The following is a 15,350-nucleotide window of genomic DNA, read 5'->3' on the forward strand; positions in this document are numbered from 1 at the left end:
CCCCCCGCCCCCCTCCACCTGGCCCTGACCCTCGCCCCCCTGCGCAGAGGCCCCGCGGACCCCACCTTCCGCACCACCCCCGACGGCGCGCTGTGGCGTTCGAGCCGGACCCCGCAGGGCCCGGGCACGCTACGGCTGGCGGAGCGGAACGGCACGGTGGAGGCGCAGGCCTGGGGCCCGGGGGCAGACTGGTTCCTGGCGCAACTGCCGGCGCTTCTGGGCGAGTTGGACGACCCGACGGTCTTTGAGCCGCGTCACCGCCTGGTGGCCGAGTCGGCCCGCCGCCGCGCGGGCCTGCGGCTGACGCGTACGGGTCTGGTCCTGGAGAACCTGATCCCGTCGATCCTGGAGCAGAAGATCACGACGGACGAGGCGTACCGCGCCTGGCGTCTGCTGCTGCACCGGCACGGCGAACCGGCCCCGGGCCCGGCGGGCGGCCAGGACCTGCGGATGCGTGTCATGCCCGACGCGCGCGGGTGGACGCTGATCCCGTCCTGGGAGTGGCACAGGGCGGGCGTCGACAACAAGCGGGCTTCGACGATCATCCGCGCGGCGCAGGTGGCCCGCCGCATGGAGGAGGCGGCGGACATGGACCCGGTCCGGGCGCGGGCCCGACTGGAACTGGTCCCGGGCATCGGCCCGTGGACGTCCGCGGAGACGATCCAGCGCACGAACGGCGCCCCCGACGAGGTGACGACGGGCGACCTGCACCTGCCTCACACGGTCGGCTACGCGCTGGCGGGCAACCGCGACGCGACGGACGAGGAGATGCTGGAACTCCTGGCGCCGTACGCGGGCCAGCGCCACAGGGCGGCCCGCCTGATCCTGCTGAGCGGAGTGGCACCGGCCCGCAGGCAGCCCAAGATGCGCAAGACAAACATCGCGGAGTGGTAACCACCCTTACGCGATCCCGCCCCGCGCCTCAACCGCGACCCCGCACCACCCTCCCCACAACGCGATCCCGCCCCGCGCCTCAACCGCGACCCCGCACCACCCTGCCCACAACGCGATCCCGCCCCGCGCCTCAACCGCGACCCCGCACCACCCTGCCCACAACGCGATCCCGCCCCGCGCCTCAACCGCGACCCCGCACCACCCTCCCCACAACGCGATCCCGCCGGCCCCGGCCCTACCGCACCTCGATGAACTCCGAGACAACCCGAGCCCCCCGCTCGGCAGGCGCCGAAGCCGCATGCCCCACGGCGACGGCCCCCATCGGGTCCCAGTCCCCGGGCAGCCCCAGCACGTCCCGTACGACGTCCCGGCAGAACATGGTCGACGACACCCATGCGGAGCCGAGCCGCTCCCCGGCCAGCGCCACGAGGAAGTTCTGCACACCGGCCCCGGCGGCCACGACGAACATCTCCCGCTCGGCGGCATCCCGCCGAGGATCCCCGTACGTGTGGGACCCGTCCATCACGAGGCAGGGCACCACGAGGTAGGGCGCGTTGCGCAGGACGTCCCCGCGCCGCACCCGCTTGGCGATGGACTCCTCGCTCTTCCCGTCGCGCCGCAGATCGGCGATCCACGCGTCCCGCATGGCGTCGAGCAGCCGCACCCGCGACTCCTGGGACTCCAGCAGGACGAACCGCCACGGCGTCGTGTGATGCGGCGCGGGCGCGGTGACGGCGGCGGCGACGGCGCGCCGCACGGCGCCCGGGTCGACGGGCTCGTCGGTGAAGGCCCGCACGGTACGCCGCTGCGTCACGGCTTCCCGTACGGCTTCCGAGGTCCCGAGCCGGAACATGTCGTCACGGGCGACCCGCACCATGTCCCTGGCGGAGCCACCTTCCCGATCCACCACACCCCCGGCGCCCCCGGCGCTCACACCTCCCGCCCCACCAAGCCCCCGCACCACGGCGACGGGCAGCCCTCCGGCCTTCCCCTTCACGAGATCCCCGGCGGCGGCCAGCTCGTCCGCGGTCGCCACCACGGTCGCGCTCAGCGGATTCCCGTACGCGTCGACGCCTCCGCGCAGATCGTCGAGTACGCGCACCCCGGCGGCGCCGATGGCGACGTCGGTCAGCCCGTTCCGCCAGGGCCGTCCGAAGGTGTCGGTGACGATGACGCCGACCTCGACGCCGAGGGCGTCCCGCACACCGTCGCGGACGGCGGCCGCGGAGGCGTCGGGGTCCTCGGGCAGCAACAGCACGGTTCCGGCCGGGGTGTTGGACGCGTCGACCCCGGCGGCGGCCATCACGAGGCCCAGCTTGTTCTCCACGATCCGCAGCGTCCCGCGCCGCGCCACGACGCGTACGGTCTCGGCGTCGATCGCGGCTTCACGGTCGTCGGCGCGGACGATCCGCCCCTCCGCCTTGCTGACGATCTTCGAGGTGACCAGCAGGATGTCCCCGTCGGCGAGCGACGGCTCGGCGGCGACGATCAGCTTGGCGAGATCGTCGCCCTCCCTGACCTCGGGGATCCCGGGGACGGCCCAGGCACGGAAGGACGGCGCGGCGGCGGCAGAGGTCACGCGACCCGCACCTCCTCGGCGAGCTTCAGCGCTTCGCGGGCCATCTCGGCGGCGGCGGTGCCCTCTTCGGGGTCGGTCATGAGCAGCGGCACGGCCCGGCACCGGATCCCGGCGGCCTCGACGCGCTCGACGACCCCGGCGTCCACGGTGTCCACGAGCCAGCCGTCGAGCAGCCCGGACCCGTAGTGCTCGGCGACGGCGGCCGCGTTCGACTCCACTCCGACCGCGGCGAGCACCTTGTCGGCCATGCCGCGCACCGGTGCGTCGCCGATGATCGGCGAGAGCCCGACGACGGGCACCCCGGCCTCCGCGATGGCCTCCCGGATGCCGGGCACGGCCAGGATGGTCCCGACGCTCACCACGGGGTTGGACGGCGGGAACAGGATGACGTCGGCCTCGGCGATGGCTTCGAGGACGCCCGGCGCGGGCTTCGCCTGCTCGGCGCCGACGGGGACGACGGCCTGCGCGTCCACGGAGGCCCGCAGCTTCACCCAGTACTCCTGGAAGTGCACGGCCTTGCGCTCTCCGTCCACGTCCACCGCGACATGTGTCTCGATGCGGTCGTCGGACATGGGGATGAGCTTCACACCGGGCTTCCACCGCTCGCACAGTGCTTCGGTGACCGCGCTGAGCGGATAGCCCGCGGCGAGCATCTGCGTACGGACGATGTGGGTCGCGAAGTCCCGGTCGCCGAGCCCGAACCATTCGGGTCCGACCCCGTACGCCGCGAGTTCTTCCTTGACGTGGAAGGTCTCGTCGGTACGTCCCCAGCCCTGTTCCTCGTTGATGCCGCCGCCCAGCGTGTACATCACCGTGTCGAGATCGGGACAGACCTTCAGGCCGAAGAGGTGGATGTCGTCACCGGTGTTGCCGATGACGGTGATGACCGCGTCGTCCGGTGCCGCCTGCTTCAGACCGCGAAGGAACCGGGCACCACCGATGCCGCCTGCCAGAACCACAATGCGCATGGCCCCAGCATCGCAGGCAGCTGTGACATCGAGGTGACCGGCGTCGGGCAGCCGCCGGCGACCGGTCTCAGACAGCCGCCCGCGCCGCCCGCTCGGTCCGCTCCGCCGTGGAGCAGGCGGGGGAGTGGATCGGCATCTCGGTGAGGCCGGGGTAGTAGACGTGGAGGCTGACGGCGGGTTCGAGGGAGTCGTTGACGACCTCGTGGACGTAACCGGGGGCGAAGACGCGCTGCGCGCCCGCGCCGAGGGTCCGCGCGCCGTTCTCCGTACGCTCCGTCAGTTCGCCTTCGAGCAGGGTCAGTACGCCGGAGGAGCGGCCGTGGTCGTGCAGCCCGCTGCCCTGTCCGGGCACCCAGGACAGCAGCCACACCTCGTACCCGGGTCCGGTGCGCAGCCGGTGGTACCAGCGGGACGTGGCGTCGTACTCGACGAGGTGTGCCCACTGCGAGCGGTCGGCGGCGACGGAGCGCGCGAGCCCGACGAATTCGGCCACGGTCTCGGGGTGTTCACGTGCGGGCTGCAGGAGGTGCGGTACTTCGAGGATGTCGCCGGCGATCTGGAGGTCGCTGTCGCTGTTCATCGGTGTGGGAGTTCCTCGGAGGGGAGTGCGGGAGTGCCCCGGAGAGGGGGCGCGGAGCCGTACAGGGAGGAGAAAGCGGTGGAGCGAGGGGGCGCGGTCGGAGCTCGGCGGCTCAACGACTCAACAGCTGGAACAGCAACAGTGCGCGCGGGCAACGGAGACGGACCCGGCGGTGCGGGTCGTCATCAGTGCCAAGTTCGCGAGCATGCCCACCAGCACACCGGTTCATGCTTCCGCTGTCAACTCAATGTCCGGATTGTGGGATATGTTTCACCTCATCCGGTATCTCGGGCAGGCGAAAGGTTTGTGCACCCGCCGCGCCGGACATGTGGCGCATCAGCCCGTCGCGCAAACGCTGTGGTGACCCTGTGATCCGAATGTGATCCGGTTCGCTTCTGTGCGCGCTCCGGAACGAGATCAAACTTCGCGGCGTCCTCCCATGTAGTGGTTTGCAGGGGGTAGGGCATCCACATGGGCCGCTGGCAAGTGTCACGGTTTTTGCCGATTTGAACACTTTCCGCATAGCCTTGGTTCCGCAGAGTGAATAAGGGGCTCAATAGCAGATCTCGGCTTGACTGCCCCGGATCGGCACACTTGTAATTTCACTCGTGTCGTTCAGCCGAAATCGGTAACGGCAACATCACGGGGACGCACGGACAGACGAGGGGCGCACTATGACCGAGTCGTTTCAGGATCTGCTGGTCGAGGACGCGGAAGAAGAACTCGGCTGGCAGGAGCGCGCGCTGTGCGCGCAGACCGACCCCGAGTCCTTCTTCCCCGAGAAGGGCGGTTCCACGAGGGAGGCCAAGAAGGTCTGCCTCGCGTGTGAGGTCCGCTCCGAGTGCCTGGAGTACGCGCTCGCCAACGACGAACGGTTCGGCATCTGGGGCGGACTGTCCGAGCGCGAGCGCCGCCGGCTGAAGAAGGCCGCTGTCTAGATCCCCTTATATGCACGGTACGAATGGCCCGTCTCTTGTGGTTGTCCACAGGCGGCGGGCCCCGTTTGTTGGCAGCCGTTAGTGTGGGGCCCCGTCCGAGACGCCACCGTGCCCCCAGTGGGCACAGGCGTCCACCACAGTCCAACGAACCGGGGCCCGTACCTCGATGTCCGTGCACAGCCACTCGGCAGACCAGTTCGGTACTGCCGCCGCCACGTTCAACCCGGGGCACGACGCAGGGCTCGACCCGAGCGGCGCCCCCGAGTTCCCCCGGCATGTCGTCACCGCCGTCCTCGTCTCGCACGACGGCGCCCGCTGGCTGCCCGACGTCCTGTCGGGCCTCCTCGGCCAGGAGCGCCCCGTGCAGAACGCGGTGGCGGCCGACACCGGCAGCGCCGACGACTCCGCCACCCTGGTCGGCTCCGCCCTCGGCGATGAGCGCGTGCTGCACCTCGCGCGCCGCACCGGCTTCGGCCAGGCCGTCGAGGAAGCCGTGCGCGGCGCCGGGGTGCTCACCCCGGAAGAGCTGCCCTACCTGAAGAGGCCGAGCGGCTGGGACCCCGTCAGCCGCAGCTGGCGCGACGACGCCTACGACCTCCCGGACCTGCCGCACGGCGAGCCCGAGCAGTGGCTGTGGCTGCTGCACGACGACTGCGCGCCCGAACCGGACGCGCTCGCCCAGCTGTTGCGCGTCGTCGAGATGGAGCGCGAGGCCGGCAGCGACGTCGCGATCGTCGGCCCCAAACTGCGCGGCTGGTACGACCGCAGGCAGCTCCTCGAGGTCGGCGTCTCCATCGCCAACTCCGGGCGCCGCTGGACCGGCCTGGACCGCCGCGAGCAGGACCAGGGCCAGCACGACCACGTGCGCCCCGTGCTCTCCGTGTCCACCGCCGGCATGCTGATCCGCCGCGACGTCTTCGAGCAGCTCGGCGGCTTCGACCGCAGGCTGCCGCTGATGCGGGACGACGTCGACCTGTGCTGGCGCGCGCAGAGCGCCGGGCACCGCGTCGTCGTCGCCCCCGAGGCCGTCGTACGGCACGCCGAGGCCTCCTCGCGCGAGCGCCGCACCGTCGACTGCGTGGGACGCACGGCGTCGTCACCGCACAAGGTCGACAAGGCGGGCGCCGTCTACACCCTGCTCGTCAACGCGCGCGGTGCGGTGCTCCCCTGGGTCCTGATCCGCCTCGTGCTCGGCACGCTGCTGCGCACGGTCGCGTACCTGGTCGGCAAGGTGCCGGGACAGGCCTTCGACGAGATCGCCGGTCTGATGGCGACCCTTCTGCGGCCCGGGCGGATCCTCGCCGGCCGCCGACAGCGCGGTGACGGACCGGTCGACGCCAAGGAGCTGCGGCCGCTGTTCCCGCCGCCGGGCGCGACCGTGCGGCTCACCGTCGAGCAGGTCGCGGGGAACCTCTTCGACGGCGCCGACCCGGAGACCTCCAACGCGGGACGTCACGGAGGCGGCGGACTCGAATCGGGGCCCGGCGGCGACGACGCGGACTTCATCCAGGTCGAGCAGTTCGCCCGCCTCAAGCGCATCGCCCGCAAGCCGGGACCGATGCTCTTCGTAGTGCTGCTGTTCGTCTCCCTCATCGCCTGTAGGGGGCTGTTGGGGAGCGGCGCGCTCGCGGGCGGGGCACTGCTGCCCGCGCCCGGCGACGCCTCCGACCTGTGGGCCCGCTACCTGGACGCCTGGCACGCCACCAGTACCGGCGGCATCCAGTCGGCGCCCCCGTACCTCGCGATCCTCGCCGCGCTCTCCTCCGTGCTGCTCGGCTCCACCGGCCTCGCGATCACCGTGCTGCTCGTCGGCTCGGTGCCGCTCGCCGGGTTCGCCGCGTACTTCGCCTCCCGGCGGCTGGTCGAGTCCCGGCTGCTGCGCGCGTGGGCGGCCGTCGCGTACGCCTTCCTGCCCGCCGCCACCGGCGCCCTCGCGGGCGGCCGCGTCGGCACGGCGGTGCTCGTGATCCTGCTGCCGCTCATCGCGCGCGCGGGCCTGTCCGCATCCGGCCTCATGAACGACCGGGGCGCGCGCGGCAGTTGGCGTGCCACCTGGGCGTTCGCGCTGCTGCTGACGATCACGACGGCCTTCACGCCGATCGTCTGGCCCCTCGCCCTCGTCCTCGGCCTCGTGCTCCTTGTGGTGCGCCGCGGCGACATCACCGCATACGGGCTGCGTTTCCTCGCCGCTCTCGGCACACCGCTGCTGGTGCTCGCGCCGTGGTCCCTGACGCTGCTCCCGTTCGGCTTCTTCAAGGAAGCCGGCCTGCCGTACGGGGAGGGCTCCGCGACCGCGACGAGCCTGCTCGGCGCCTCGCCCGGCGGCCCCGGCACCACCGGCAGCCTGCTGCTCATCGGCATCGTGCTGGCCGCGCTCGCCGCGCTGCTGCGCCAGGAGCGCCGCCTCGCGGTCCTCACCGCCTGGGCCGTCGCCCTGGTCGCCCTGGTCTTCGCCGTCCTGTCGAACAACTCGACGTGGGCGGGCCCCGCCACCCTCGTCTACGGCATCGCGCTCCTGGCCGCCGCGGCGCTCGGCGCCGACGGCGCGCGCTCGCGCGTGGCCGAGCAGAGCTTCGGCTGGCGTCAGCCGGTGGCCGCGCTCGTCGCGTTCGCCGCCGCCGCGGGCCCGCTGCTGCTCGCCGCGGGCTGGATGATCGCCGGCGCCGACGGGCCCCTGGAGCGCCGCGACCCGGTGCAGGTGCCCGCGTTCGTCGCCGAGGAGGCCGGCACCCGCGACCAGGCCCGCACCCTCGTCCTGGCCGGCTCCACGGGCCAGGTGTCCTACTCGCTCGTCCGCGGCGCGGGCGCCCGCCTCGGCGACGCCGAACTGACCGCGGCGGCGGGGGAGAACAAGAACCTCGACAAGATGGTCGCCAACCTGGTCGCGGGCTCCGGCGCCGACCAGGCCGACCAGCTCGGCGGGTTCGCCGTCCGCTACGTCCTCGTACGCGACGGGGCGCCGCGCCAGATGGGCCGCGTCCTGGACGCGACGCCGGGTCTGACCCGGCTCAGCCAGCAGGACGGCACCGCCCTGTGGCGCGTCGACCGGCAGGTGGCACGCGCCGTCGTCCTGCCCTCGGCCGACGCGGGTTCGACGTCCGAGGAGGCCAAGCCGGTCGCCGCGGGCCCCGTCGAGCTGCACACGAAGGTGCCCGCCGGCGGCGAGGGCCGCGTCCTGCGCCTCGCCGACCAGGCAGCGGAGGGCTGGACCGCCACGCTCGACGGCACGCCCCTGACGAGGACCACGGTCGACGGCTGGGCGCAGGGCTTCGAACTGCCCGCCTCCGGAGGAACGCTCGACGTCACCTACGACGCGCCGTTCACGCACACCGCCTGGCTGTGGGCCCAGGGTGTACTCGCCCTCGTGCTCGTGGTGCTCGCCCTGCCGGGGCGGCGCAAGGACGTCGACGACGACCTCCCCGAGGAGCCGGTCGTGCCCGCGGAGGCCGTCACGGGCGAGGGCCGCAGGGCCCGCCGCCTGCGCGCCCAGGCCGAGGCCGAACAGCCGGACGGGCAGCCCGACGGGCAGTTCCCCGACGGCGCCGTACCGCCGCCTCTGCCGGAGCCCCCGCAGGTTCCGCAGCCGGCCCCGGCGGCGGACGTCCCGCAGCAGCAGACGTACGGCGAGTGGGACCAGCCCAGTTACACGGGCGCCGAGTACGGCACGTACGCGGCGGGCGAGCAGCAGTACCAGGGCGGCGCCCACGGCTACGACCCCCAGGCGGCCCCCTATCAGGCGGACCCCTACCAGGCGGGCCAGTACGACCCGTACGCCTATGGGGGCACGTACGAGACGCAGGCGCAGTACGACCCCACGTACCAGCAGCACGACGCTCCGTACGAGCAGCACGACCCCACGTACGAGCAGCACGGCCACGGCAACGGCGCCGACAGTGAGCGCCCCGACGGGAGCCAGCAGTGAACCGCACGACCCTGTCCCTGATCGCCGCGGCGACGGCCCTGGCCGCCGTCACCGGGTTCGCCGCCGCAACCTCCGGCGGTACGGACGACGCTCCGGCCAAGGCGGCCGCACAACTGCCCGTCGAGCGCTCCAGCCTGCTGTGCCCGACGCCCGGCCAGTCCGACCTCGCGGAGACCGCGTACACGTCGTACACGCCGCCTTCCGAGGAAGCGGGGGGTACCGACTCCACGGCGGGCAAGGCGCAGCTGATGCCGGTGGAGTCCGGGCCGAGCGACACCGGGGACGACAAGGACAAGGCCAAGAAGCCCGAGACGGTCGTCGCTCCGAAGGCGCCCGGCAAGCCCGCCACGGGCGAGGCATCGGGCGCCGACGCACCCGCCCTGATCGGCACCGCCGACGGCGCCCTGGCCCCCGGCTGGGCCGTCCAGCAGACCACCACGGTCGAGGCCGGCACCGGCCGCGGCCTGCTCGGCCTGAACTGCTCGGCGCCGGACACCGACTTCTACTTCCCCGGCGCGAGCACCGCCGAGGAGCGCAGCGACTACATCCACCTCACGAACCCGGACAGCGAGGCCGCGGTCGTGGACGTGCAGCTGTACGGCCCGGAGGGGGCCATCAAGTCCGATGTCGGCGAGGGCATCCAGATCGGCCCGCACGCCAGCGTCCCGGTCCTGCTGTCGACGCTGACCGACAAGCCGTACACGAACCTGACGCTGCACGTGACCGCGCGCAGCGGCCGGGTCGCCGCCGCGGTGTCGGCCGCCGACGACAAGCTGGGCGGTGACTGGTTGCCGGCCGCCACCGACCCGGCGGCCTCCCTGGTGATGCCCGGCATCCCCAAGGACGCCACCAGCGTCCGCCTGGTCGCCTTCACGCCGGGCCAGGACGACGCCGACCTCAAAGTGCAACTCGCCACCTCCAGCGGCAAGATCGCGCCCGCGGGCCACGACACCTTGCACGTGAAGTCCGGTATGACGTCCGCCGTCGACCTGGGCGACGTGACGCGGGGCGACGCGGGCTCGCTGCTCCTGACGCCCACCGACACCTCCGTGCCGGTCGTGGCGGCGCTGCGCGTCACCCGCGGCAAGGGCGCCGACCAGGAGACCGCGTTCATCCCGGCCACGCGCGACATCGGCGCGCGCGCCACGGTCGCCGACAACCGCTCCAAGGGCTCCACGCTCGCCCTCACCGCCCCCGGCGCCACCGCCAAGGTGAAGGTCACGGCCTCCCCCGGGGACGAAGGCGGCACCGCGACCTCCAAGGAGTACACGGTCAAGGGCGGTACGACCCTCTCGGTCCCCGCGCCCGTCCCGGACGGCCTCAAGGGCACGTACGCGCTCACGGTGGAGCCGGTGTCCGGCGGCGCGGTCTACGGCTCGCGCATGCTGGAGGAGAAGCAGGACGACGTCCCGGCGTTCACGGTCCAGACGCTGCCGGACGACCGGGGGACGGTGTCGGTGCCGGAATCGGAGGAGGACCTCTCCATCCTCCAGAAGTAGGCGTCCCTCCGGGTGGATTCACCGGTCGGTCCACCGATGGGTCGACCGGCCGATCCCTCGGTTGAGTCACTCCTCGCCGTCCGCGTCCCCGTACCGGGGGTCGACGGTCTCCGGGGTGATCCCCAGTACCTCGGCGACCTGCTCCACGACCACGTCGTGCACCAGGGCGGCGCGTTCGTCGCGCCCCTTGGTGCGGATCTCCACGGGGCGCCGGTAGACGACCACGCGCGCGGGCGTGTCGTCCCGCGCGGGGATCGTGCCGCCGAGCGGCACCGTGTCGGCGCCCCACGCCTCGTCCTCGGCCGTCAGCCGCGGCACCTCGAGGATGAGGAAGTCGACCTCGGCGAGCTGCGGCCAGCGCCGCTCCAGACGCTCCACCGAGTCCTGCACGAGATCCGCGAAGACCTCGGCGCGGCTCGCCGACAGCGGCACCTGCGGCGGGGCCACGGGCCCGCGCATACCGCGCCCGTGCCGGTCGCGGCGGCGCGGGCGCGGCTCGGCGGGGGAGTGCGGCGGTACCTCGCCCTCGGGCGGTACCGGATTCTCAGCGTTGGCGGGCCTTTCCATCACCGACGCAGCGTAGTCCTCCGGGGCCGCCGGGGCAGGGCGGCTCCGTACGGAGCACGGCATGTCGTTCACTGACCGATCAAGCCAATCTCGGGCCTGATTACGTAGGTCTCCCGGACCGCTGCTCTCGTGACTATTGAAGGTATTTGTCCCGAGTGGTGACCGGTTTCAACTGTCCTACAGGGCCTGCGACCTCGGGTCACCGCAGGTCGCGAGCGGGCCCTCGCGGGTCCGTGCACGCCGTCTCACACCACGACACGGTGGGGTGACCTCGGGGAGAGTCGTCGCGGCCCGCTCAGGAGTGCGGTACCGTCCAACATCGTGAGCCCTGTACGTCGCTGTTCGCGCACCGCTTGCGGCCGTCCCGCCGTTGCGACGCTGACGTACGTCTACGCCGACTCGACCGCGGTCCTCGGCCCCCTCGCCACATACGCCGAACCCCACTGCTACGACCTCTGTGCCGAGCACTCCGAGCGCCTCACCGCGCCGCGCGGCTGGGAGGTCGTCCGCCTCACCGACGGCAGCGCCCCCTCCCGCCCCAGCGGCGACGACCTGGAGGCCCTCGCCAACGCCGTACGCGAGGCGGCCCGCCCCCAGGAGCGCGCGGCCGGTGCCGGCGGCTCAGGAGGACGCCACGCGGACCCCATGGAGGTCGCCCGCCGCGGCCACCTCCGCGTCCTGCGCTCGCCCGACAACTGACGCGCACTCGTCCGGCAACGGACGCGCACACCTCCGCAACTGACGCGCGCTCGTCCCAGTACTGACGCGTGCTCACCCGGCAACCGACGTATTCCGGCCCGCCTTCACGGGATCTTCGCCGTCGCACGCGTTGACCCGCGATTGTTGAGGACACGACGATTTCGCCACCCCGACTCCGGGATCCCGGGAGGCGCTCGTGTTCATCCAGCAACTGGAGCCCGTCAACGGCTCGCTCGGCCTGTCCGCCCTCGTCGCCACGCTGCCCCTCGTCACCGTCCTCGTCCTGCTCGGCGCCGTCCGCATGAAAGCCCACCGCGCGGGCCTCATCGGCCTCGCTGTGGCCGCCCTCGTCGCCTGGCTCGCCTACGACATGCCGCTCGGCCAGACCGCCTCCAGCGCCGCGCAAGGAGCACTGTTCGGGCTCTTCCCCATCATGTGGATCGTCGTCAACGCCCTGTGGGTGTACCGGATGACCGTCCGCACCAGACACTTCGACATCCTGCGACGCTCCTTCGGGCGCCTCTCCGACGACCCGCGCATCCAGGCCCTCGTCATCGCGTTCTGCTTCGGCGCGCTCCTGGAGGCCCTCGCCGGATTCGGGGCGCCGGTCGCCATCTGCTCAGTCATGCTCGTCGCGCTCGGCTTCGACCCGGTCAAGGCCGCCGTCGTCTCCCTCGTCGCCAACACGGCGCCCGTCGCCTTCGGAGCCATGGGCACCCCCGTCGTGACCCTCGCCCAGGTGACCGGCCTGCCCCTGGACTCAGTCGCTTCCGTAGTAGGCCGTCAGACGCCACTGCTCGCCCTTGTCGTGCCCCTGGTGCTCGTGGGCCTGGTGGACGGGCGGCGCGGACTGCGCGAGACGTGGGCGCCCGCCCTGGCGTGCGGAGTCGCCTTCGCCGTCGTGCAGTTCGCCGCCTCCAACTACGTCTCCGCCCAACTCGCCGACATCGGCGCCGCCCTGGCCGGCGCGGGCGCCCTGGTCGCCGTCCCGAGCGCGCGCAAACCCGCCGCCGAACCCGTACGCGCCGCGGTCCTCACCGGCGTACGCAGCGAAGACCTGGACGAAGAGGACCCGCGGCGCGAAGTGCTGCGCGCCTACGCCCCGTACGCGCTCATCGTCGTCGTCTTCTCCCTCGCCCAGATCCCCGCCGTCAAGGACTGGCTGGCCACGGCGAACCGGGTCTTCGACTGGCCCTTCCTGAACGTCGCGAACCCGGACGGCGAACCGGTGAGCGGCAACGTCTTCACGCTGCCCCTCGTCTCCACCGGCGGCACACTCGTCCTGCTCGCCGGGGTGTGCACAGCGGTCGTTCTCGGCGTGCACGCGCGCGTGGCGGTGCGCGAATGGCTGGGGACCGTGTACGAGCTGAGGTTCGCGATCCTCACCGTCACCAGCGTGCTCGCTCTCGCCTACGTCATGAACCTGTCCGGGCAGGCCGCCACCATCGGGCACTTCGTGGCCGCGGCGGGCGCGGGACTCGCCTTCCTCTCCCCGGTCCTCGGCTGGTTCGGCGTCGCCGTCTCGGGCTCCGACACCTCCGCCAACGCGCTCTTCGGCGCCCTCCAGGTGACGGCCGCCCAACAGTCGGGGCTCTCACCGGAACTCCTCGCCGCGGCGAACAGTTCGGGCGGCGTCCTCGGCAAGATGATCTCGCCGCAGAACCTGACGATCGCGTGCGCCGCCGTCGGACTCGCGGGCCGGGAAGGCGACTTGCTGCGCAAGGTGCTGCCGTGGAGCCTCGGCCTGCTGCTGGTGATGTGCCTGATCGTGTTCGCCCAGAGCACGGTGGTCCTGTCATGGATGCTGCCCTGACCGGGCCTGCCGTTCTTACCTGCCTTGACGGTCCTGACCAGTACGGACGTGTGCGGTGCGCTCTTTGGGAGGAATGAGGGGTTCACGGCCCGTTGTCGGTCCGGACAGGTAGTTTGTGGGTCCGTGTAGGACTCCAGGAGGGCTGGGCCGGCCGTGGCTGCTGATCTGTCGCAGATCGTGAAGGCGTACGACGTGCGAGGGGTGGTCCCGGACCAGTGGGACGAGGAGCTCGCCGCGCTGTTCGGCGCGGCCTTCGTACGGGTGACCGACGCGACGGCGATCGTGGTCGGGCACGACATGCGGCCCTCCTCACCCGGCCTGACCCGGGCCTTCGCGCGCGGTGCCGCTGCTCTCGGCGCGGACGTCACCGAGATCGGCCTGTGCTCCACCGACCAGCTGTACTACGCGTCGGGCGCGCTCGGCCTGCCCGGCGCGATGTTCACCGCCTCGCACAACCCCGCGCGCTACAACGGCATCAAGATGTGCCGGGCCGGCGCCGCCCCGGTCGGTCAGGACACGGGCCTCACCGAGATCCGGCAGCTCGCTGAGGAGTGGACCGACTCCGGCGCCCCCGAGCCGGCCGCGACGCCGGGCACGATCACGCAGCGTGACACGTTGGAGGGGTACGCGGCGCACCTGCGCGGCCTGGTCGACCTGACCTCCATCCGTCCCCTGAAGGTCGTGGTCGACGCGGGGAACGGCATGGGCGGGCACACCGTGCCGACCGTCTTCGACGGCCTGCCGCTCGACGTCGTCCCGATGTACTTCGAGCTGGACGGCACGTTCCCGAACCACGAGGCGAACCCGCTGGACCCGGCCAACCTCGTGGACCTCCAGGCCCGCGTCCTGGCCGAGGGCGCCGACCTGGGGCTCGCCTTCGACGGCGACGCGGACCGCTGCTTCGTAGTCGACGAGAACGGCGACCCGGTCTCCCCGTCCGCCATCACCGCGCTGGTCGCCTCCCGCGAGCTGGCCAGGAACGGCGGCTCGGGCACGATCATCCACAACCTGATCACTTCCTGGTCGGTGCCCGAGGTCGTCCGGGAGAACGGCGGCACGCCCGTGCGCACCCGCGTGGGCCACTCCTTCATCAAGCAGGAGATGGCCACCAGCGGCGCGATCTTCGGCGGCGAGCACTCCGCGCACTACTACTTCCGTGATTTCTGGAACGCCGACACCGGCGTGCTCGCCGCCCTCCACGTCCTGGCGGCGCTGGGCGGCCAGGACGGCCCGCTCTCCGCCCTGGTCTCCTCCTACGACCGCTACACCGGCTCGGGCGAGATCAACTCCACCGTCGCCGACCAGGCCGACCGCCTCGCCGCGATCAAGGCCGCGTACGGCGACCGCGACGACACCACCCTGGACGAGCTCGACGGCCTCACCGTCACCTCCGCCGACTGGTGGTTCAACGTCCGCCCCAGCAACACGGAACCCCTCCTCCGCCTCAACGCGGAGGCCCGCGAGGCCCCCACCATGGAAAAAATCCGGGACGAGGTACTGACGATCATCAGGTCCTAACGGTCCCGGCCTGCCTAACGGTCCCGGCCTGCCTCCCGGCCCACCCGCCTCCCGGCCCCGGCCCGCCTAACGGCCCCGGCCTGCCTCCCGGTCCCGGCCTGCCTCCCGGTCCCGGCCTGCCTCCCGGCCCGTCCGCCTCCCGACCCCGGCCTGCCTCCCGGCCCGCCCGTCATTTCCATCCCGCCCAACATTTCCAGCCCGTCCGGCGATTGAGGACGAGCCCTTAAGGCGATACCCCCCGCCCCGGCAACGGCGAGCCACCCCCTCACTCCGAAGCCGCAACAAATCCGGCCTCCACCCAAAACCCGGCCCAGCCCAAACCCAGCCCCGCCCCCCCAGGACCCACCCCCCCCAGGACCCCGCCCCCCAGGAC

At 72.4% G+C, this 15,350-nt stretch carries 11 protein-coding genes; 7 read left to right on the top strand and 4 right to left on the bottom strand.

Features of this window, described 5'->3' with window-relative positions; genetic code table 11:
- Positions 1-894: DNA-3-methyladenine glycosylase family protein (locus ABD366_RS42605; RefSeq protein ID WP_344443603.1), on the top strand; the 894-nt coding region annotated here is incomplete at its 5' end.
- A 235-nt stretch (positions 895-1,129) separates the two neighbouring features.
- Here ABD366_RS42605 and ABD366_RS42610 read toward each other — a convergent pair.
- The 3 genes from ABD366_RS42610 to ABD366_RS42620 all read right to left on the bottom strand — a co-directional run bounded on the left by ABD366_RS42610 (position 1,130) and on the right by ABD366_RS42620 (position 4,021).
- The gene (locus tag ABD366_RS42610) at positions 1,130-2,473 is read right to left on the bottom strand and encodes a coenzyme F420-0:L-glutamate ligase (protein WP_324770061.1); all 1,344 of its coding nucleotides are present in this window, start codon (positions 2,471-2,473) and stop codon (positions 1,130-1,132) included.
- On the bottom strand, positions 2,470-3,441 hold the full coding sequence (gene cofD / locus ABD366_RS42615) for a 2-phospho-L-lactate transferase (protein WP_324770060.1): 972 nt from the start codon (positions 3,439-3,441) through the stop codon (positions 2,470-2,472). Before cofD ends, ABD366_RS42610 begins: the two co-directional genes overlap by 4 nt.
- Before the next feature lie 67 nt (positions 3,442-3,508).
- The gene (locus ABD366_RS42620; protein WP_324770058.1) at positions 3,509-4,021 is read right to left on the bottom strand and encodes a cysteine dioxygenase; all 513 of its coding nucleotides are present in this window, start codon (positions 4,019-4,021) and stop codon (positions 3,509-3,511) included.
- 674 nt (positions 4,022-4,695) lie between these two features.
- On the opposite strand from ABD366_RS42620, the gene ABD366_RS42625 reads away from it, so the two are divergent.
- The 3 genes from ABD366_RS42625 to ABD366_RS42635 all read left to right on the top strand — a co-directional run bounded on the left by ABD366_RS42625 (position 4,696) and on the right by ABD366_RS42635 (position 10,380).
- Positions 4,696-4,959 (top strand): WhiB family transcriptional regulator, encoded by a 264-nt coding sequence (locus ABD366_RS42625; protein WP_127831770.1) that lies wholly within the window; start codon positions 4,696-4,698, stop codon positions 4,957-4,959.
- A 166-nt stretch (positions 4,960-5,125) separates the two neighbouring features.
- Positions 5,126-8,881, top strand: coding sequence for a glycosyltransferase family 2 protein (locus tag ABD366_RS42630; RefSeq protein WP_344443606.1), 3,756 nt, complete (start codon positions 5,126-5,128; stop codon positions 8,879-8,881).
- Positions 8,878-10,380: a DUF5719 family protein gene (locus ABD366_RS42635; RefSeq protein ID WP_324770027.1), complete on the top strand. Its 1,503-nt coding sequence runs from the start codon at positions 8,878-8,880 to the stop codon at positions 10,378-10,380. The genes ABD366_RS42630 and ABD366_RS42635 overlap by 4 nt, the downstream gene beginning before the upstream one ends.
- Positions 10,381-10,446: 66 nt before the next feature.
- Here the strand turns inward: ABD366_RS42635 and ABD366_RS42640 are convergent, their stop codons facing one another.
- Complete coding sequence (locus tag ABD366_RS42640; protein WP_411293730.1) at positions 10,447-10,947, bottom strand: metallopeptidase family protein; 501 nt, start codon at positions 10,945-10,947, stop codon at positions 10,447-10,449.
- Between the two features lie 321 nt (positions 10,948-11,268).
- Between ABD366_RS42640 and ABD366_RS42645 the strand changes: the two genes are divergently transcribed.
- The 3 genes from ABD366_RS42645 (at position 11,269) to ABD366_RS42655 (ending at position 14,977) form a co-directional block, all read left to right on the top strand.
- Complete coding sequence (locus ABD366_RS42645; RefSeq protein ID WP_324770026.1) at positions 11,269-11,646, top strand: DUF3499 domain-containing protein; 378 nt, start codon at positions 11,269-11,271, stop codon at positions 11,644-11,646.
- Positions 11,647-11,842: 196 nt separating this feature from the next.
- On the top strand, positions 11,843-13,459 hold the full coding sequence (locus ABD366_RS42650) for an L-lactate permease (RefSeq protein WP_324770025.1): 1,617 nt from the start codon (positions 11,843-11,845) through the stop codon (positions 13,457-13,459).
- A 153-nt stretch (positions 13,460-13,612) separates the two neighbouring features.
- The gene (locus ABD366_RS42655; protein WP_324770024.1) at positions 13,613-14,977 is read left to right on the top strand and encodes a phosphomannomutase/phosphoglucomutase; all 1,365 of its coding nucleotides are present in this window, start codon (positions 13,613-13,615) and stop codon (positions 14,975-14,977) included.
- Positions 14,978-15,350: the final 373 nt, after the last annotated feature.

Origin of the sequence: Streptomyces kunmingensis, assembly GCF_039533535.1 — a bacterium.
Lineage (GTDB): Bacteria > Actinomycetota > Actinomycetes > Streptomycetales > Streptomycetaceae > Streptomyces > Streptomyces kunmingensis.